We start from the raw sequence: 18,831 nt of genomic DNA, 5'->3' as shown, positions 1-18,831 counted from the left end.
GCTTTCGTGCCGGCCAATGCCACGACGCTAGCTTCTCGCCGGCTTCTTCTTCACGCCCTTGCGTACCGGCCGTTGCCGCAGGCCTGAACTCGATCCCCGCAACGGCCGGGCCGGGGCCACGTCGTGCTGGCTCGCCCGCAACTTGAAATCGCAGGTCTTCACGGCCAGTTCGACGATGCGTGCCAGCGCAGGACTGGAATTGTCGCTCCGATAGACCGCGCTGTAGACCAGCGGTGGCGGCATCGGGTCGCTCTTGACGATACGCAGCAGGCCGCTCTTGATGTCCGGGCGCACGTAGTCGAGCGCTTGCTGGCTGATGCCGAAGCCGCTGATCGTCAGCTCGCGCAGGACGGTCGTGCTGTTCGTCAGCATGACCTTGCCGAAGCGGAAACCGTGCTCCGCGCGCCAGGCCTCGTAGAACTTGTTCTTCGAGGCGCCCGCGGGCTGCTCGATCACCGGATAGTCGGCAAACTCGTGTGGCGCCAGGGCGCGTTGCGGAATGCCGAGCCGCGGGCTCGCGATCCAGGCCTGGTCGACCTGCCCGACCTTGATCGATTCGAACGCCTGGCCCCAGAAAGTGCCCGGCATGATGGACAGGTCGAGCTTGTTGGCCTCGAGGCGCTCGAAGAGCGTCAGCCCCGCGTCCACCACCGGCTCGAGCGTCACCTGGGGGTGCAGCTTCTGAAGCAGCTGGATCAGCCGCGTGAGCCACGTCATCGCAATCAGTTCCGTCACGCCCACGCGGAAAGTGCCGCGCAGCGTCTTGTCCACGCTGATGTCATGCTGGATGCGCTGCCACAGGCGATGGGCTTCCTCGGCCAGCGGCAGCAATTCGCGCCCGGCCTGGGCCAGTTCCAGCCCATGGGAGGTGCGGTGCAGCAGCGTCCCGCCCAGCGACTCCTCGAGTTCGGCCAGGCGCTTGGAGATGGCCGACTGCGTGGTGTGCAGCTTCACCGCCGCCGCGCTGAAGCTCTGGAGCTTGGTGCTGAAGAGAAAGGCCTCCAGCTGCTTGAAGGTGAAGTTCATTCCAATGGAATGTAAGCCCGATGCTCCGCAGGAAAAAAAGGAATACCCGGATCCTCCGATTTCTCGTTTGTCCCGCAGCGCATGGCCTTTGATACTGCGCCCATGCTTCATATCGCTCCCCGGCTCCATCGCATCAAACCCTCTCCCAGCTCCATGGCCGGCCAACGTGCGCGCGAACTGCGCGCCTTGGGCCGGGACATCCTGAGCCTGACCGCCGGCGAGCCCGACTTCGAGACGCCCGAGCACATCAAGGAGTCGGCAATCCGCGCCATGGCCGCCGGCCAGACCCGGTACACCGACGTCGGCGGCACGCCGGCGCTGAAGGAGGCCATTGCCGCCAAGCTCCGGAACGAAAACGGCCTGGACTACGCGCCGGGCGAAATCATCGTCGGCACCGGCGCCAAGCAGGTGATCTTCAATGCCCTCATGTGCACGGTGGCGGCGGGCGACGAGGTCATCGTGCCCGCCCCCTATTGGGTGTCGTACCCGGACATCGCCCTGCTGGCCGGCGGCGTTCCGGTGTTCGTCGACTGCCCGGCCGCCAACCGGTTCAAGCTCCAGCCCGCGGACCTCGAGCGCGCCATCACCGGCAAGACACGCTGGCTGATGCTCAACTCGCCGAACAATCCGAGCGGCGCCACCTACACGCGCGCCGAGCTCCAGGCGCTGGCCGAGGTGCTGAGGCGCCACCCCCAGGTCTGGATACTCACCGACGACATCTACGAGCATCTCATCTATGGCGACGTCGAGTTCGCCACCATGGCCCAGGCGGCGCCCGACCTCAAGGACCGCACCCTCACGGTCAACGGCGTCTCCAAGGCCTATGCGATGACGGGCTGGCGCATCGGCTACGGCGCGGGTCCTTCGGAGCTGATCAAGGCGATGGTCAAGCTCCAGTCGCAAAGCACGTCCGGCCCCAACTCGATCGCCCAGGCCGCGGCCATCGCGGCGCTCGCGGGCCCGCAGGACATCGTTGCCGCGAACCGGCGCGAATACCAGCAGCGCCGCGACACGGTGGTTGCAGCGCTCAACGCCATCGACGGCATTCATTGCCAGGTGCCCGATGGCGCCTTCTACGTCTTTGCTTCATGCAGCGCGCTGTTCGGCCTCTGCACGCCCAAGGGCGTGAAGATCGGCAGCAGCGACGACTGGATCATGCATTTGCTCGATGCGCAGGATCTGGCTGCGTTGCAAGGCAGCGCCTACGGCGTGCCGACGCACTTCCGGCTCTCTTTTGCCGCCAGCACCGAACAGCTGCTGGAGGGTTGCCGCCGCATTGCGCAGGCTCGCAACGAACTCGTCGTCGTCTGAATGAACCAGGAACAGCCATGAACGTCCGATCGCTTCCGCCCAAACTCCTCCTGCCGTGGCTCGTCGCCGGCACCGCCTGGCTGTGCGCCGCCCATGCGTTCGCGGCCGATCCCTTTCCGTCGAAGCCGGTGAAGATCCTGGTCGGCTTTTCGCCCGGCGGCTCCAACGACGTCGTGGCGCGCCTGATCGCACCGAAGCTGGCCGAGGGGCTCGGTGCGCAAGTGCTGGTCGACAACAGGCCCGGCGCCGGCGGCAACATCGCGGTCTCGGCCATGCTCACGGCGCCGGCGGACGGACACACCCTGCTGATGTGCACCACCGGAACCCTGTCGATCCAGCCGCACGTTCTGAAAAGCATGCCCTTCGACCCCGAGAAGGACATCGTGCCGGTCACGCAGGTCACCAACGCGCCCTACATGCTGATGGTCAACTCGACGCTGCCGGTGACCAGCGTCAAGGAGCTCGTCGCCTACGCCAGGCAGAAGCCGGGCGAACTCAACTTCGCTTCTTCCGGAACCGCAACGGGCGGCCACCTGGCGGGCGAGATGCTGAAGACGCGCGCAGGCATCGACATCGTTCACGTGGCCTACAAGGGAACCGGCCAGGCGATGACGGACCTGCTGGCGGGTCAGGTCTCGATGATCTTCGACCAGCCCGTGAGCTCGATGCAGTACGCGCGTTCGGGCAAGCTGCGCGCGCTGGCGGTGGCCAGTCCGCGCCGGCTGGCGGCGTTCCCCGATATTCCGACCGTGACGGAAGCCGGCATTCCCGACTTCGAACCCGTGACATGGGCGGGCATCTGCGCCGCCAAGAATACGCCGCCGGCCGTCGTCGAGCGCATCCAGCGCGAAGTCGCCAAGGTGCTCGCGACGCCCGACATCGCCAAGCGGCTCGCCGCCGACGGCCTGGAGCCCGTGGGAAGCACGCCCGAGCAGTTCCGTGCGTTCCTGGCCGCCGACAAGCGCAAGTGGGGCCGCGTGGTGAAAGACGCCGGCGTCAAGGCCGAGTGAGGACAACGACATGAAGAGCCCCTCCCCCGATATCGCGCGCGACTTCCCGCGCATTTCCCCCGGCCTGGTCGCGCAGGCCTCGGCGTTCCAGCCCGCCATCCTGGCCGACGTCGCAGGCCGCCGCGGCGCCCTGCACGGCCGCATCGCGGCCCTGCGCCACCGCATGAAGCTGGCCGGCAGCGCGCTCACGGTGGAAGTGCGGCCGGGCGACAACCTGATGATCCACGCCGCCATTGCGCTGGCCAGGCCGGGCGACGTGCTGGTGATCGACGGCAAGGGCGACCAGACCGCAGCCCTCATGGGCACCATCATGATGAACGCCTGCCGGCAGGTCGGCATCGCCGGCGTGGTGGTCGACGGCGCAGTGCGCGACAGCCTCGAGATCGACGAGATGGACTTTCCCGTCTTCTCGGTCGGGACCAATCCCAACGGTCCGACCAAGCTGGCTTCAGGCCGAATCGGGCACCCGGTGTCCGTCGGCGGCGTGACCGTTCGCTCCGGCGACCTCGTGGTTGGCGATGCCGATGGCGTGGTCGTCGTCGAGCGAGAGAGAGTGGAAGCGCTCCTGCAGGCCGCAGGCAGGAAGGTCGAGGACGAGGCCGCGCGGATCGAGGCGATCAAGAAAGGCAACACCGCCGCCAAGTGGCTGGACTCCGCGCTGCGCAGCGCGGGTGTACTCAAAGACGACGAGACGCTCTAGCCAGGCGCAGGGGGAACGATCGGCGGCCGAATCCATGACCTGCACCGCCCTTGAACCCGGCAGTGAACGGTCTTCAACCTTCCTGCGGGGTGCCGCATCGATCGGCATCGCCGCAAGAAAAAAGCGCGCCCGGAACTGCTTTCAAAGCATAACGAGACAGTTGCAACCGAGCTGTATACAAAGCTAAATTTTGTCGACCAAAACCGGTCGGCATTTTTGGCACTGCAAGAGGGGCAATCGGAGAATCGAATGCCCCTCTTGTTGCTGATGCAGCCTGTCATCCAATCTGATGCTAAAACGCATCGCTTTTGATGACGGAATTTTGCCATGAGAACTACTGTCACCATTGAAGACGCGCTCTACGAGGAAGCGCTCGCAGTTGCGGATCCCAGCATGGACAAATCGGACCTCTTCAGGGAAGCGATCAAGACCTTCGTGAGGGTGCAAGCGGCCAAACGACTTGCAGCCCTCGGGGGGCGTGCGCCCAAGATGCCCGATGTGCCCCGCCGTCGCGGAGGCATGAATTCGTGAAACCTGTCCTGGTCGACACCTCGGTCTGGGTTGACCACTTTCGCGCCCGCAATGTCGCCTTAGAGCAATTGCTCGAACTGGATAGGGTTTTGATGCATCCTATGGTTCTGGGAGAGCTTGCGTGCGGCACCCCGCCGTCGCGCAAGCAGACGCTCGGCCATCTCCAGCACCTGCGACAGATGCAGCAGGCGAACTTGCGGGAGGTGCTCGTCCTGATTGAGACGGAACGCCTGTTTGGAGTGGGGTGCGAGCTTATCGACCTGACTCTGCTGGCATCCACGCTCATGACACCAGGGGCGGAGTTGTGGACCTTGGACAGGCGCTTGGGCGACTTGGCACACCGATTTGCAGTGGCCCACCGCCCGGTCGGGCATTGAGCCTACGCTCGCACATGTCGCCTTTTGCCATCGGCAGCAGGATGCGCCGAACGTTGGCGCAGCCGCGCGCCGGCGGAGCCTCGCCGCTGCCGACAAACCGCCCTTGTTGTCCAGCCCAACCAAGCCAGCCGCGGCGCGCCCTGCGCTCGACCCGCGGTCACTGCGACACGACCGCGATCCCCCTGAACTGCCCCGCCTTCGTCTTCTTCTCCGGCCGGGGATAGCGCTGCGGCGCGAAGCGGTGCAGCAGCTCCGCCTCGCGCTCGGTGGCGAGCGCAAGGTTGGCCAGCTTCACATGACCGAAGCCGCGAATCGAGAGCGGCAGCGCCGCGATCTGCGCGGCGAGCTGCTGGTTCGCCGGTGAAAGCTCGGCGACCAGCTGATCGAGCCGATGATCGAACTGGATGATCATCGCGCGCTCCGTCCGGCGCTCCTGCGTGTAGCCAAACGGGTCGAGGCCCGTGCCGCGCAGCCGCTTGCCGTGAGCCAGCCATTTCATTGCCGGCAGCATCCACGCGCCGAGGCGGATCTTGGGGGGCGCCTGGCCGTGCGCCGGACGCGAAAGCAGCGGCGGCGCCATGTGGAACTCGAGCTTCAGGTCGCCTTCGAACTGGTCCTTGAGCTTCTGCATGAACGCGCCGTCGGTGTAGAGGCGCGCGACCTCATACTCATCCTTGTAGCTCATGAGCTTCAACAAGCTGCGCGCCGCGTTGTGCGTGAAAGGCAGGCGCGCATCGCCGCCCGGCAGCGCGGACTCGGCCGCCTGCAGCGCGCGGATGCGCTTGTCGAAGCGCTCGGCCCACGCGGCGTTCTGGTAGCCGGTGAGATGGCGGCGCGCATCGGCGAGCAGCACATCCAGCGGGCGCGCGTCGGTTTGCTGCGCCTGCGCTTGCAGGGGCGCAGCACGCAACTGGTCGAGCGCAGCGGGGTCGCCCGCCGCGAGCCGCCCCAGCGAGAACGCCGACTGGTTGGCCGCCACGGCCACGCCGTTGAGTTCGATCGCATGCATGAGCGCCTCCAGGCTCAGTGGCACCAGGCCGCACTGCCACGCATAGCCGGTCGCGACGATGTTCGCAGCCAGCGTGTCGCCGAGAAACTCCTCGGCCAGGCTCTGCGCATCGAAGGTCTCGACCTGCTCCTCGCCCGCGACGAAGCGCATCTTCTCCAGCAGCAGATCGACATGCAGGTCGGCATCGGGGTTGCGCAGCGACTCGGCCACCGGGATCTCGTGGATGTTGGCGAGCACGCGCGTACGCCCATGCCGCACGGTCTGCAGCGCGTCGGGCGACGCGCCCACCACCACGTCGCACGCGAGGATCGCGTCGGCCTGCTGTGTGTCGATGCGCACCTGGTTCAGCCGCTCGGGCGTGTCGGCCAGACGCACGAAGCTCAGCACCGAGCCGCCTTTCTGCGCGAAGCCCATGAAGTCGAGCACGCTGGCCGACTTGCCCTCCAGGTGCGCGGCCATCGCGATGACCGCGCCCACCGTCACCACGCCAGTGCCGCCCACGCCGGTCACGAGCAGGTCGTAGGGGCCGGTCCATGCGTGCGGCGCGGGGTGCGCGAGCGCGCCCACGCGGTGCAGGAAGGCATCGCGCCCGACCGCCAGCGCCCCGCTCTTGCGCCGCAGCTTGCCGCCGGTGACGCCCACGAAGCTCGGGCAGAAGCCCTTGGCGCAGGAATAGTCCTTGTTGCAGCTGGTCTGGTCGATCTTGCGCTTGCGGCCCATCGGGGTTTCGTGCGGGAGCACGGCCACGCAGTTGCTCTGCACGGTGCAGTCGCCGCAGCCTTCACACACGGCCTCGTTGATGTAGAGGCGCTTGGGCGGGTCGGCCAGCTCGCCCTTCTTGCGACGGCGGCGCTTCTCAGCGGCGCAGGTCTGTTCGTAGATCAGCACGGTCACGCCGGTCATTTCGCGCAGGCGGCGCTGCACCTCGTCGAGCGCGGCGCGGTCATGGAATTCGGTGCCGTGCGGAAAGCGGCTCCTGATGGCGTCGTACTTGCCGATGGCATCGCTCACGACCACTACCTTGGTGACGCCTTCCGACTCCACCTGCCGCGCGATCGCGTCCACGCTGATGACCCCGTCGACCGGCTGGCCGCCGGTCATCGCGACCGCGTCGTTGAACAGGATCTTGTAGGTGAGCGTGGCCTTGGCCGCGACGGCCTGGCGGATCGCCAAGTAGCCCGAGTGGTAGTAGGTGCCATCGCCGAGGTTCTGGAACACATGCGCGGTCTTCGTGAACATCGCGTGCGAGATCCAGTCGACGCCCTCGCCGCCCATCTGGATGAGGCCGGCCGTGCTGCGGTCCATCCAGTTGGCCATGAAATGGCAGCCGATGCCCGCGCGCGCCGTCGATCCCTCGGGCACCTTGGTACTGGTGTTGTGCGGGCAGCCGGCACAGAAGTACGGCAGGCGCTTGACCGCATCGCTCGCATTGCCCAGCAGCTCGGGCGGCGTGAAGTCGCGCACATGCTGCAGATGGTCGCCCAGGTCGCGGTTGTCGGGAAAGTGCACGGCCAGCCAGTGCGCGACCAGTTCGATGAGACGCGAAGGGCGCAGCTCGCCGAGCGCGGAGACGAGTGGTCGGCCTTCGCGGTCCTGCTTGCCGACGAGCACCGGGCGCGCGTCGGCGGGGGCGTTGTAGAGGATGTCGCGCAGCTGCGTCTCGACCACCGCCCCCTTCTCTTCCACCACGAGGATCTCGTCGAGCCCGCGCGCGAAGTCCTTGATGCGCGTCTGCTCGACCGGAAAGCTCAGCCCCACCTTGTAGAGCCGCACACCGGCGCGCGCGAGCTGCGCGGGCGAGAGTTCCAGGCGCCGCAGCACCTCCATCAGGTCGTGGTGCGCCTTGCCGCAGGTGACGATGCCCACCCGGGCGTGCGGGCTCAAGATGATGTGGCGGTCGATGCTGTTGCGCCGCGCGAACGCGGCCACGGCCGCGAGCTTGTCCTCCAGCCGCGACTCGATGCGCAGCGACGGCAGATCGGGCCAGCGGTAGTGCAGGCCGTCCGCTGGCGGGCGGTGACCGGTGGCGGCGCGCACGACATCAGCGTCCTCCCAGGCAGACACGCGCGCGTTCACCGCATCGAGATCCACCGTGCCGGCGCTCTCGACGATCTCGGACAACGCCGCCATGCCGACCCACGCGCCCGAATAGCGCGACAGCTCGTAGCCATACAGGCCGAACTCCAGGTACTCGGCCACGCTCGCGGGCTGCATCACGGGCATGCGCCATGCCATGAAGGCGTGGTCGCTCTGATGCGGCATCGACGACGACACGCAGCCGTGGTCGTCGCCCGCCACCACCAGTACGCCGCCGTGCGGCGACGAGCCGTAGGCATTGCCGTGCTTGAGTGCGTCGCCCGCGCGGTCCACGCCCGGCCCCTTGCCGTACCACATTGCATAGACGCCGTCGACGGTGCGCTCGGGGTCGGACTCCACACGCTGCGTGCCGAGCACCTGCGTGGCCGCAAGCTCCTCGTTCACCGCGGGCACGAAGCGGATGCCGGCCTCCTTGAAGCGGTCACCGGCTTTCCAGATGGCCTGGTCGACCATGCCCAGCGGCGAGCCGCGGTAGCCGCTCACGAAGCCCTGCGTGTGCAGGCCGCGTGCCGCGTCGCGCTGCTTCTGCATTGCCAGGATTCGGATCAGCGCCTGCGTGCCGGTGATGAAGACGGCGCCGGCATCGGCCCAGAGGTTGTCGGACAGCTGGTAGCCGGGCCGCTGGAGTGCGGTCGTCTTGTGGGGGGCGTTCATGCCCGGAATTGTTCTGCCGCACCCCAAGTAAGTGTTTCTTCAATACACTCGCGCAGACCCTTGTTTGAAGAAGAATCCTCTCGAAAACTGCAATGAACGTTGATCCTGTTTCTCTTGATGAGCATTGCCTCAAGATCCTTGCTGCGCTCCAGCACGACGGGCGGCAAACCGTGCAGCAGATTTCCGAGGCCGTCGGACTCTCGCCCACGCCCTGCTGGAAACGCATCAAGGAAATGGAGGCCGCCGGCGTGATCCGCGGCTACACCACGCGTGTCGACCCCGAACTGGTGGGCCTGCACGTCTCGGCAGTGGCCGAGGTGAACCTCGACCGCCACAGCGAGGCGATGGTGCAGCGCTTCGAGGAGGTGGTGGCCGCGAGCCCGCAGATCATCCGATGCGTGTCGGCCACCGGCCCCGCGGACTACATCCTCCACGTGACCGTGCCGGACATGAAGCACTACGAGCGCTTCCTGCACGAGGTGCTCTTCAGCCTGCCGGGCGTGACGCACGTGCGCTCGAGCATCGTGCTGCGCGAGATCAAGTCGGAGGTGGCGCTGCCGCTGGGCCACCTGCTCGGCGCGAAGGCCGGACCTGGGGCTTCGCGGCGCTAGGAGGCATGCTCGGCCAGCAAGCGCAACGACTGTTGCGCATCGGCCCATCATGGGCTTTGGCGGCGGAGCATCTGAACTCGCGCCTGCACAAGACCGCCAGTCGCCCACCCGGCCCGCGCATACCTACAGCGTCGGCGCCCAAGCTGCAGGGTCCCTGACGCTCGCCCGCCTCAGAAGGCCCGCGCACGGACCGGAACATCCCAGAAAAGCGCACGACCCGCACATGCAGGCGGTGAACGCGTTGCTTGCACAGGCGCTGTCGGCCTGCGCAACTAGCACATTGCGCAGTGGCGACGACCGTTCGATTCTTCAACGATGCACAGTCCCGCTTTCGGCCGAGGAGCCTTCCATGCGCACGCTGTTGATCGACAACTACGACTCGTTCACCTACAACCTCTACCAGTACCTGGCGGCCTGCAACGGCGAGCCCCCGATCGTGCTGCGCAACAACGAGATGCACTGGGACGAGGTCGAGCGCATGCACTTCGACAACATCGTGATCTCGCCGGGCCCCGGACGTCCGCAGCGGCGCGCCGATCTCGGCATCTCGGCGGACGCGCTGCAGCGTTCGCGCAAACCCGTGCTCGGCGTGTGCCTGGGCCACCAAGCCATCGCCCACCACTGCGGCGCCCGTGTCGACCTGGCGGTGCGACCGATGCACGGACGCCTGGACCGCATCTCGCACGCGCAGCGCGATCTCTTCGCCGGCATCCCGGACCGCTTCGAGGCAGTGCGATACCACTCGCTCGCAGTCACGCAGCTGCCCTCATCCCTGGAGCCGCTCGCCTGGACGTCCGACGGCACATTGATGGGACTGCGTCACGTCTCCCTGCCCTGGTGGGGGGTGCAGTTCCATCCGGAGTCGATCTGCACCGAGTTTGGCGCACGGCTGCTGCGCAACTTCAGGGACCTGACGCTGGAATGGCTCGCACAGGCGCCGCGGCGCGAGGCACGGAATCGCTTCGGACCCGCGCTGCGCTTCGAGGGCCCGCAGGCGCTGTCGCTGCATGCGGAGTGCATCGACACCGCAGCCGATGCCGAGGCCGTGTTCATGCGCACGTTCGCACAGCGCGACTGCGTTTTCTGGCTGGACAGCAGCCTCGCCGAGCCCGGACAGGCGCGCTTCTCCTTCATGGGCGACGCGAGCGGCCCGCGTGCCCAGGTGCTGAACTACCGCACCGCTCCGCGCGAACTGATGGTGCGCCGGGGCGACGTCGTCCAGGTGCGCGACGAGAGCATCTTCGACTATCTGCGCGACCACCTGCCGGGCCAACCGCCTGCCGGTCCTCCGCTTCCCTTCGACTTCGCGTGCGGTTTCGTGGGTTACTTCGGCTATGAGCTCAAGCGGGAGCTGGATGGCACGCATGCCCACGATGCGGACACCCCGGACGCGATGTGGATCCTCGCCGACCGTTTCCTCGCCTTCGACCACGCCGAGCAACAGGTCTGGATCGTCTGCCTGGATGAGGCCGTGCCATCCAATGAGAATCGCCGCTGGATGCAGACCATGCGCGCGCGGCTGGCTGGCGCACGGGCGACCGCGCCGGACGACAGCGCGGCCCCGGCCCGCGATCTGCAACCCTTGGCCTGGCGGATCGACCTGGCGATCTACCGGGAGCTCATCCTGCGCTGCCAGCACGAGATCCTGCAGGGCGAGACCTATGAGGTCTGCCTCACGAACCAACTGGTCGGCGAAGGGCGCATCCATCCGCTGGAGATCTACCGGATCCTGCGCAGGCACAACCCTGCCCCCTATGCGGCCTACCTGCGCATCGGCGGCTATGCCGTGCTGTGCGCCTCGCCCGAACTCTTCCTGCACATCTCCAGCGCCGGCGATGTGGAATCGAAGCCCATCAAGGGCACCGCGGCGCGAGGCGCGACGCCGGCCGAGGACCAGGCGATCGCGGACGCCATGGTCGCCGACGAGAAGACCCGCGCGGAGAACCTGATGATCGTCGACCTGCTGCGCAACGACCTCAACCGGGTCTGCGAGATCGACAGCGTTCACGTGCCGAGCCTGTTCGCGGTCGAGACCTATGCCACCGTGCACCAGCTGGTCAGCACGATCCGGGGGCGGCTGCGCGCGGACCTCGGAGCGGTCGACTGCATCCGCGCCGCGTTCCCCGGCGGCTCCATGACGGGTGCGCCGAAGGTGCGCACGATGAAGATCCTGGACGAACTCGAGGCGGCGGCCCGCGGCATCTACTCGGGCAGCATCGGCTATCTCTCGCTCAACGGCGCGGCGCAGCTCAACATCGTGATCCGCACCCTGGTGTCGGCCAACGGCCGCGTCTCGATCGGCGCCGGTGGCGCCATCGTCGCCATGTCCGATCCTGACGCCGAGGTCGAGGAGATCGTTCTGAAGGCGCAGGCGCTGTGGGACGTCCTCAGGCGTTGCGGCGCACCATTCGGGGCGCGGCCGGGGACGGCGCCGGATGCCCGTGCCGCGGGCGATCCCGGGGTTCCGGGACCTCCGGGGTCGCCGTCCGCGCCCGAGATTCCGCAAAGCACCTCTACGCCGTCCCCGCCTGCGTCCGGCAATGGCTAGCGCACAGGCCCACCGCCGCGGAATCCTGCTCATGCTGGTGGCCATGGGCTGTTACGTGCTCAACGATGTCTTCGTGAAGCTGGCAGCACAGAGCCTCCCGCCCGGGCAGGTCCTGGCCGTGCGCGGCGCCTTCGCCACCTTCTTTGTCCTGGCCCTCGCCCGCGGGACACGCGCCGGCTGGCGCAGCGCACTGCAGCCGATCGTCGGCGTGCGATGCGGACTCGAGATCACGACCGCCCTGAGCTCCGTCGTCGCCCTGTCGCTCGCGCCGCTCGCCACGGTCAGCACGCTCATGATGACCGCGCCGCTGATGATTGCCGCCACTGCGATGGCGCTGCGATGGGAGCCTTGGCATGGAGGCCGGCTGCTCGCCACCGCGGCGGGATTCGCCGGCGTCCTGCTGGTGATCCAGCCGTCTGCGCGGTCCGAGGTCCCTGCAGCCGGGCTCGCCTGCGCATTGTTGTGTGCCGCTTCGCTGGCCGCGCGCGACCTGGTGACGCGGCGCATTCCCGTCACGGTCCCGTCGGCAGTCATTGCCGTGGCGACCACGCTCGCCGTATGTCTGGCAGGCCTGCTGCTGGGTCTCGTGGAACGCTGGGCGCCGCTCACGCGCCACGAGCTCGGCATGCTCGCGGCGGCGGCGGGTTGCGCGGCACTGGGCAACTACGCGCTCATCGTGGCCTGCCGCGGCGTCGATCTCTCGGTCGTCACGCCCTTTCGCTACAGCCTGATCCTCTGGGCGCTGCTGTTGGGATACGCGATCTGGGGCGACGTGCCGCGCCTCGAAGCCGCCGCCGGCGTGGTCCTGATTGTCGCGGCCGGTGCCTTCACCATCCGGGCGGCGCGCCGTCCGTGAACGAACCACCGGGACTCTCGCCTGCGGCGCGACGGCCCCGACAACCGGTCTGCCCCACAACAGCAGTCTGCGAGGGCGATCGCCCCAGAAAACGAAGGCCCGGTCCGCCAGCCCTATTAACTTTGACAGTGTCCCCGGTGTGCGTCATCAGGCTGTAATGCGGCCTCATTCAGCGAGGTGACCTCATGGAGATCATTGCGGGAACGATCGATACTTTCTCGGCGGACGTGCTGTTCGACATGGCTCGCTACCGGCATGAGGTTTTCGTCGAGAAGCTGGGCTGGAAACTCCATACGCGCGGCCGGCTGGAACTCGACGAATTCGACCGGAAGGACACCATCTATCTGATCGCACGCAATCCGGTCGGCGAGATCGTCGGCACGAGCCGCCTGTTGCCCACGCACCGGCCCTATCTTCTGGCCAGCCTCTTCCCGCAGCTGCTCGGCGACACGCCGGCGCCGTGCTCGCCCGACATCTGGGAACTGTCGCGATTCGCCGCCGGCGACGGCACGCGGCTCGGGATCGGCGGGGATCCGCATGGATGGTCGCTCGCGCTGGACATGCTGAGTGCGGCGATGCGGACCGTCGCCAAGGAGGGCGGACGACGGCTCATCAGCGCCTCGCCCCTGGGCATCGAGCGCATCCTGCGCCGCACGGGCCTGTCCGCGTACCGAGCGGCACCGCCGATGCGGGTCGACGGCCAGCTTCTGTTCGCCTGCCTCATCGACGTGGACAAGAACTGGTGCCCGCACCGGGACCGCCACGCCGATGGGACCGGCCGAGTCGCCCGCCGGCCTGCGGGCAAAGGGGCCGCTGCCACCCGTTTAGTTCAGGAGCCCGAGACGTGAAGCGAACGCCGCGGCCGAGCTCTTGGTGCTGGCACCCAATTTCGCCATTGCGTTCCTCAGATGGAAATCGACCGTGGGTTTCGAGATGCAGAGGATGCACGCGATCTCGTCGCTCGTCTTGCCGTCGCCCGTCCAGCGCAGCACCTCCACCTGCCGCTTCGTCAGTGGTTCGATCCCCGCGAGCGGACCGACCAGGAGCCGGCAGAACGCGCGGTGGGCCATATTCGCCAGTCCCAGGAGCAAGAGGTCCTTGGCGCGCATCTCCGCGGCCGTCAGCGGTTCGCCCGACCGCGCAAGCGTCAGCATGCCTACGCGCGCGTCGGGCTCGAAGACCGACTGCGCCCAGCCGACGCGCAGGCCGAACGAGCGCGCCTCGTCCCACATCTGCGGCGCGTCGCGGAAGACCTCGTTGCTCCAGACCACGGGCACCCCGCTGTGCACGCCGTGGACGACCGTGGGGTCCACCTGGAGGTATCCGGCACTGATGTACCGGCGGCTCCATCGCTCATCGTAGGTGCTGAACATCACAGTCTTCGGCCGGGTGAAAGGCACAAGGGTGCGCAGCCCGTAGGCACAGTGCTCGAAGCCGAGCCGCCTGGCTGCCCCGCTGATCTGCGCGAGCACCTGGGATGGCTCGCTGGCCTCGCTCAATCGACCGAGAACGTCTTGGGTCCACTCGTCCATAGGTGCACTTCCTGCGGCGTCGGCACCCCACCTTCTTCGCGGCCGCGGGCGACGCTCCCGCGGCGGAGCCCGGCGGGCGCCGGGGCCTGCGGCTGCAGCCCCTGAACCAGCCCGCGTTGCGGCGGGTGTGGCGGTCGTTCAGCGCGCGATGGAGGCAGGGGTGCGACAGTCTAGAAGCGCCTCGCAGAGCCCGGAGGCAAAATTCACCACCATTTCTGCCAATCTCGCGAGCCTGCATTTCGCGCACTGGCGCGGTGCGGCCCAGGGTCGGGAGATTGCGGACCAATCCCTCTACGTTGGCTTCTCACGATGCACAAGGTCTGGCTGCTGCTGCTTCCCGGCTTCCTTCTTCTCGACGTCATCCGCATGCTCGCGGTCTTCAAGGCCGCCAATGCCTCCCTGCGCCGGATGCGCAACAACAAGCTCGCAGGCTACGATGTGCGGCTGGCCTCCGCCGCGGGCGGCCAAACCCTGAGTTCAAGCGGTGTGGCACTGTCGACGAGTGTCTTGCCGCACCGGCTCGCCGGGCGGGCGAGCATGCTCTTCATCACCGGCGAACCCGTTCCGGGCGCGGTCGGGGCAGCAGGCGTGCAGCGCCTGCGCGAATGGCTCTCCAGGAACCGGCGGCGTCTGAGCCGCTGCGCCGTGCTGGGCGCCCAGGCATTGCTGCCGCCCGTGCCGGAGGCCCGCGTCGCGCGGCGCCGGGGGCGCGCCGCGGCGCCGGCGCTGCGCTGTGGCGGGCAGGGACCGGACCTGTTCGCGGCCGGCATGAGAACGCGCAGCTGGCGCGTCATCGAACCGGGCCAGGGCACCGATCTGGCGCTGTCCTGGATCGAGGAGGACCGGGGCGCCGCGTTTGTCGAGACGCTTGCCTCCCGCCTGCCCGGACCGCGCAGCCGTCGCTGCGGCATGCTGCGCCGTCGCCGCTTGCTGCTCGAGCCGTCCGCGCCCGACGCGCGGATCGGCGTGCTGCACCAGTGGATCGCGGCGCATCTGCGGGAGAAGCTCAGCGTCGCCCGATTGGCACAGGAGGTCCACATGTCCACGCGCTCCTTCGCGCGTTTCTACGAACGCGCGACGGGTCTCTCGCCGGGGCGTGGCGTTCAGCAGATCCGCCTCGACACCGCCCGTCGCCTGCTCGAGACGAGCACGCGCCCACTCAAGACCATCGCCGCGCAGTGCGGCTACGGATCCCAGGAGGTGATGCGAAGAGCCTTCATTCGCGACCTGCAGATGACGCCGCGCGAATACCGGCGCCGCCTTGCGACGATGAAAGCTGCCGGCGCGGCCTAGCAGGACCCTGCCGCGCCACCGGGTCTCGTGCCTCGCCGGCCAACGCCGGTATTGCTATTCCTCCGTGGCCCAGCACACCAGCCGCAAGTCCGCCAGCGGCAGCAGGACGCGCGCGCCGTCGCCGAAGCGGACTTCGCCGACGTTGCCGTCTTTCGCCTTGATGCGCAAGGAGCCGCGCCGTCCACCATGCTCGACCACCAGCACTGTGCGGCCGCCGCTGATGATCCTCGGGTTCCCGTTTCCGGGCGGCGGCGCCGCCGAGCCGCCGACCGGCTCGGGCGATTGGGGGCGACTCCTGGTCTGGACACGTCCGATCGGGCCGCCCCGCGCGATCAGTTCCTGGAGTTCCTGCGGGCGATCGCGCGCGACGGCCACCAGCTGGTAGAGCACCCGCACATCCGTGCCGAGCCGCCCTTCCTCCACCGCTTCCCGCAACTGCGCCGGCGCGTCGCTGAGCCGCGCGGCCTCGGTGATGAAGGAACGCGGTTTGCCCAACCGGCGCGCGATCTCGGCGCGCGAATGGCCTTCCCTTTCCCGCTCGGCGATGAAGGTCGCCAGGTCGAACGGCGACATGTCCTCACGGTGCAGGTTCTCCGCCGCCTGCGCGAAGGGGTCGAACCGCGGGTCCACGAACGCCGGAACGCAGGACAGGCCGGCCCAGCGCGCCGCGCGCACCCTGCGTTCGCCGCGATTGACGATGTACCGGTCCGCGTGCTCGGGATGGCAGCGCAGGGACACTGGCTCCAACACGCCATGCTCGCGGATCGATTCAGCGAGTTCCTCGATGCGTTCGCCCCGCATGCGACGGCGCGGCTGGCCGGGGTCGAAGTCGATGCGTTCGAGCGCCACCTGCGTCGGTGCACCTGGGCCCGCAGGGACGGCTTCGACCGTGAGCAGATCGGCCGCCCTGAACTGCGACAGCGCACTCAGGTCCAGGCCGTCGGCCGCCTTCATGCGTGCGTGTCCGCCGGCATCGGCGCGTTCGAGCCGTCGATGCGTTGCTGCAGCAGCTCGAACACCCGCATCACCTCGAGGCTCGCCTCGCGTGCCGCGCTCTTGGGCAGCCGCCACACGGGCACTCCCGCGGCCAGCGCCTCGGGAATGGCCGAACGGGTCGAGATCCGCGCCGGTATCACGAACTCCCGGAAGTTCAAGGCCAGGTCCTGCATCGCGGCCTTCTGCCGCAGCGAATGCGGATTGAACCGGTTCAGCACGATGGCCGCCATCCGCAATTGCGGGTTGTAGCGCCGCCTGACCCCGAAGACGGTCCGGAGCATGTCGGCGACGCCGTGGATGCTGTACTCCTCCAGCTCGATCGGACACGCCACCGCATGGCCGGCAATCAGCGCCGCGCTCATGCGCAAGCCCAGCGCCGGGGGCGTGTCGATCACGACCGCGTCGAAATCCTGCGCCAGGCGCCTCACATTCCCGCGGAACAAAGGAATCACGAGGTCCGCTCTCGCGAGTTCGACGTCGGCCAGCTTTCTGCTGCCCGCCGCCAGCGCAATGGTCCGCTCGCGCGGCGGGGCGATCGGGCCCAGATCCTGACCGAACAGTTCCACCGCTTCGGCGATGGCCGACGACTGATTCAGCGATTTCGAGCTGTTCGCCTGCGCGTCCAGATCGATCACGCACACCGACCGGCGGCGCACATCGGCCAGCCAGCATGCGTAGAGCACCGCCAGCGTGGACTTGCCGACGCCGCCCTTCTGGTTGCCGAAAATGACCACGTTACCCATGACTTGCTCCTCAGGCCTCGGCGCGGGACGCGCGTCCATCACACCCGAACGGCGCACCTTCGCGGACAGCCGCTGCAACTTGCAACAGGGGCTCGTTCGCCTCACACCGGCGGACCCACCTCACTGCTCCGTGCTCGAACCGCCCTGCCGCGTCGCTCACGAAATATCGCCGCCTCGCGCTTTGCGACACCACTATCAAAAACAATAGTCGACACACGCACGGGCAGAGGCGGACATTGCGCCCCATGCAAGCAAACGACATTCAATGCGGGCATGCGACCGACGAAGGCCGACGCTCAGTCTGGCTCTCCATGCTCATGTTCGCCGGCTTGGCGGCGCACGCGCGCCCCCTGTGGGCCCAGGCGGAGCCCAGCGCATCGCAGGGCGTCGGACCACGGCAGCAGGCGGCGCGCGACGACGACCGCATCGAGATCCTTCGCGAGGAGCTCAGGAAGTCGGAAGCGCAATTGGAAGGTCTCATGCGTCGGAAGGCCGAGCGGCTCGCCGCATCCGACCTGAAGGCAGCGGCCGAGGCCGAGGAACAGCGCGACCGTACGCTCGGCGACATCGCGGCCATCCGGCGGGAGATCGCTTCGGTCTCTCACGCCGCTACCCAGGCTGCGGCGGTCAGGCCCATGGCCGTTCAGGCCGCCAGGCATCCTTCCGCCGCCGGCAAGCGCGCGGTGCCGGCACCGTGGTGGGACGTCTACGGCAGCGGCCGGCGCATTGAATCGCCTGCTTCACTTTCTCTTGCGTCCCCGTCTGTGCAAGCGCCCGCGGGATCAGCCCCCGGCCCGACGGAGTAATGCCATGACCGCATGCTCGATCCACATCCGGCCCGCAACGGCAGCCGACATCCGTGTCAAATGGATCGGATGGCTGCTCATCGCCTGGCTCATCGCCGCCGCACCTGTCGAGGTTGCCTGGGCGGGGAGCCCGTTCGCGACCGGTGCGAACGCGACCCAGCAGCAACTCGTCGCCATCCTGACGCCGCTGGCCGCTGTCGCCGTGATGGTCTCCGGTGCCATGGCCTGGTTCGGGCGTCTGAGCTGGTGGTGGATGGTCGCGGTCGTGATCGGCACCGTGCTGGTCTTCGGCGGCCCACAGATCGTGTCCTGGATTCGGGGCCTGTTCGGGGTCTGAAGGGAGCGGTCCATGAGTCGCAACCAGGGCATTGCCGCGGACCCTCTGTTCGTCGGCATGACGCGGCCTTCGATGGTTTGGGGCGTCACCTACTCGGCCATGATGTTCAACATCGTCGTCACGACCGAGTCGTTCATCGTGACCAAGAGCCTCGCGTGGCTGCTGGCCTTCGTGCCGATCCACGGCGTGCTCTACCTGGTCTGCCTGTACGAGCCGCGCTTCTTCGATCTGCTGCAGCTCTGGGGCCGCACGCGCCTGCCGGCCATGCTCGGCGGCAACCTGCGGTTCTGGCGTGCGAACTCGTACAGCCCCCTGGCGCTGGACATGCCTGACTGGCGGGGGCATCGCCGCATGCGCACGCCGCCCGTGACCTTGGTCTGACGCCGTTCCGCGC

General features: G+C 67.9%; 18 protein-coding genes. 13 read left to right on the top strand and 5 right to left on the bottom strand.

Annotation, left to right across the window (positions count from 1 at the left end; translation table 11 throughout):
* Positions 1-27 precede the first annotated feature (27 nt).
* Positions 28-1,026 (bottom strand): LysR family transcriptional regulator, encoded by a 999-nt coding sequence (locus ACAM58_RS26225; RefSeq protein WP_015865849.1) that lies wholly within the window; start codon positions 1,024-1,026, stop codon positions 28-30.
* A gap of 102 nt (positions 1,027-1,128) precedes the next feature.
* On the opposite strand from ACAM58_RS26225, the gene ACAM58_RS26220 reads away from it, so the two are divergent.
* The 5 genes from ACAM58_RS26220 to ACAM58_RS26200 all read left to right on the top strand — a co-directional run bounded on the left by ACAM58_RS26220 (position 1,129) and on the right by ACAM58_RS26200 (position 4,955).
* Positions 1,129-2,337 carry a pyridoxal phosphate-dependent aminotransferase gene (locus ACAM58_RS26220; RefSeq protein ID WP_369664847.1) on the top strand — a complete coding sequence of 403 codons (1,209 nt, stop codon included), beginning with the start codon at positions 1,129-1,131 and terminating at the stop codon, positions 2,335-2,337.
* A gap of 17 nt (positions 2,338-2,354) precedes the next feature.
* Positions 2,355-3,347 (top strand): Bug family tripartite tricarboxylate transporter substrate binding protein, encoded by a 993-nt coding sequence (locus tag ACAM58_RS26215; protein ID WP_369664846.1) that lies wholly within the window; start codon positions 2,355-2,357, stop codon positions 3,345-3,347.
* Positions 3,348-3,357: 10 nt separating this feature from the next.
* A complete protein-coding gene (locus ACAM58_RS26210) occupies positions 3,358-4,047 on the top strand; it encodes an RraA family protein (protein WP_369664845.1) in 690 nt (229 codons plus the stop codon).
* Positions 4,048-4,374: 327 nt separating this feature from the next.
* Positions 4,375-4,578 (top strand): type II toxin-antitoxin system VapB family antitoxin, encoded by a 204-nt coding sequence (locus tag ACAM58_RS26205; protein ID WP_018904925.1) that lies wholly within the window; start codon positions 4,375-4,377, stop codon positions 4,576-4,578.
* Positions 4,575-4,955, top strand: a complete 381-nt coding sequence (locus ACAM58_RS26200) for a type II toxin-antitoxin system VapC family toxin (protein ID WP_369664844.1) — start codon at positions 4,575-4,577, stop codon at positions 4,953-4,955. Before ACAM58_RS26205 ends, ACAM58_RS26200 begins: the two co-directional genes overlap by 4 nt.
* A 157-nt stretch (positions 4,956-5,112) precedes the next feature.
* Here the strand turns inward: ACAM58_RS26200 and ACAM58_RS26195 are convergent, their stop codons facing one another.
* Positions 5,113-8,715, bottom strand: a complete 3,603-nt coding sequence (locus ACAM58_RS26195) for an indolepyruvate ferredoxin oxidoreductase family protein (RefSeq protein WP_369664843.1) — start codon at positions 8,713-8,715, stop codon at positions 5,113-5,115.
* A 92-nt stretch (positions 8,716-8,807) separates the two neighbouring features.
* On the opposite strand from ACAM58_RS26195, the gene ACAM58_RS26190 reads away from it, so the two are divergent.
* The 4 genes from ACAM58_RS26190 to ACAM58_RS26175 all read left to right on the top strand — a co-directional run bounded on the left by ACAM58_RS26190 (position 8,808) and on the right by ACAM58_RS26175 (position 13,578).
* Positions 8,808-9,326, top strand: coding sequence for an Lrp/AsnC family transcriptional regulator (locus ACAM58_RS26190; protein WP_369664842.1), 519 nt, complete (start codon positions 8,808-8,810; stop codon positions 9,324-9,326).
* Between the two features lie 349 nt (positions 9,327-9,675).
* Complete coding sequence (gene pabB / locus ACAM58_RS26185) at positions 9,676-11,874, top strand: aminodeoxychorismate synthase component I (RefSeq protein WP_369664841.1); 2,199 nt, start codon at positions 9,676-9,678, stop codon at positions 11,872-11,874.
* Positions 11,867-12,730, top strand: a complete 864-nt coding sequence (locus tag ACAM58_RS26180) for a DMT family transporter (RefSeq protein ID WP_244883588.1) — start codon at positions 11,867-11,869, stop codon at positions 12,728-12,730. The genes pabB and ACAM58_RS26180 overlap by 8 nt, the downstream gene beginning before the upstream one ends.
* A 185-nt stretch (positions 12,731-12,915) precedes the next feature.
* Positions 12,916-13,578 (top strand): acyl-homoserine-lactone synthase, encoded by a 663-nt coding sequence (locus ACAM58_RS26175; RefSeq protein ID WP_369664840.1) that lies wholly within the window; start codon positions 12,916-12,918, stop codon positions 13,576-13,578.
* On the opposite strand, the gene ACAM58_RS26170 is transcribed toward ACAM58_RS26175, so the two are convergent.
* Positions 13,555-14,262 (bottom strand): autoinducer binding domain-containing protein, encoded by a 708-nt coding sequence (locus ACAM58_RS26170; RefSeq protein WP_369664839.1) that lies wholly within the window; start codon positions 14,260-14,262, stop codon positions 13,555-13,557. The two genes, ACAM58_RS26175 and ACAM58_RS26170, sit on opposite strands and share 24 nt — an antisense overlap.
* A 309-nt stretch (positions 14,263-14,571) precedes the next feature.
* Between ACAM58_RS26170 and ACAM58_RS26165 the strand changes: the two genes are divergently transcribed.
* On the top strand, positions 14,572-15,555 hold the full coding sequence (locus ACAM58_RS26165; protein WP_369664838.1) for a helix-turn-helix domain-containing protein: 984 nt from the start codon (positions 14,572-14,574) through the stop codon (positions 15,553-15,555).
* Positions 15,556-15,609: 54 nt separating this feature from the next.
* Here the strand turns inward: ACAM58_RS26165 and ACAM58_RS26160 are convergent, their stop codons facing one another.
* Both ACAM58_RS26160 and ACAM58_RS26155 read right to left on the bottom strand, forming a co-directional pair.
* The gene (locus ACAM58_RS26160; protein WP_369664837.1) at positions 15,610-16,509 is read right to left on the bottom strand and encodes a ParB/RepB/Spo0J family partition protein; all 900 of its coding nucleotides are present in this window, start codon (positions 16,507-16,509) and stop codon (positions 15,610-15,612) included.
* Positions 16,506-17,294, bottom strand: coding sequence for a ParA family protein (locus tag ACAM58_RS26155; protein WP_369664836.1), 789 nt, complete (start codon positions 17,292-17,294; stop codon positions 16,506-16,508). Before ACAM58_RS26155 ends, ACAM58_RS26160 begins: the two co-directional genes overlap by 4 nt.
* Positions 17,295-17,539: 245 nt before the next feature.
* On the opposite strand from ACAM58_RS26155, the gene ACAM58_RS26150 reads away from it, so the two are divergent.
* Genes ACAM58_RS26150 through ACAM58_RS26140 form a run of 3 tightly spaced genes read left to right on the top strand, consistent with a single transcriptional unit; the run spans position 17,540 to position 18,818 of the window.
* Positions 17,540-18,100 (top strand): hypothetical protein, encoded by a 561-nt coding sequence (locus ACAM58_RS26150; protein ID WP_369664835.1) that lies wholly within the window; start codon positions 17,540-17,542, stop codon positions 18,098-18,100.
* A gap of 4 nt (positions 18,101-18,104) precedes the next feature.
* Positions 18,105-18,437: a TrbC/VirB2 family protein gene (locus tag ACAM58_RS26145; RefSeq protein WP_062365086.1), complete on the top strand. Its 333-nt coding sequence runs from the start codon at positions 18,105-18,107 to the stop codon at positions 18,435-18,437.
* A 12-nt stretch (positions 18,438-18,449) separates the two neighbouring features.
* The gene (locus ACAM58_RS26140; RefSeq protein WP_062365087.1) at positions 18,450-18,818 is read left to right on the top strand and encodes a type IV secretion system protein VirB3; all 369 of its coding nucleotides are present in this window, start codon (positions 18,450-18,452) and stop codon (positions 18,816-18,818) included.
* The last annotated feature ends 13 nt before the right edge of the window (positions 18,819-18,831 follow it).

The organism is Variovorax sp. V116 (assembly GCF_041154435.1).
GTDB classification, from domain to species: Bacteria; Pseudomonadota; Gammaproteobacteria; order Burkholderiales; family Burkholderiaceae_C; genus Variovorax; species Variovorax paradoxus.
This window is presented reverse-complemented; position numbering and strand designations above follow the sequence as displayed.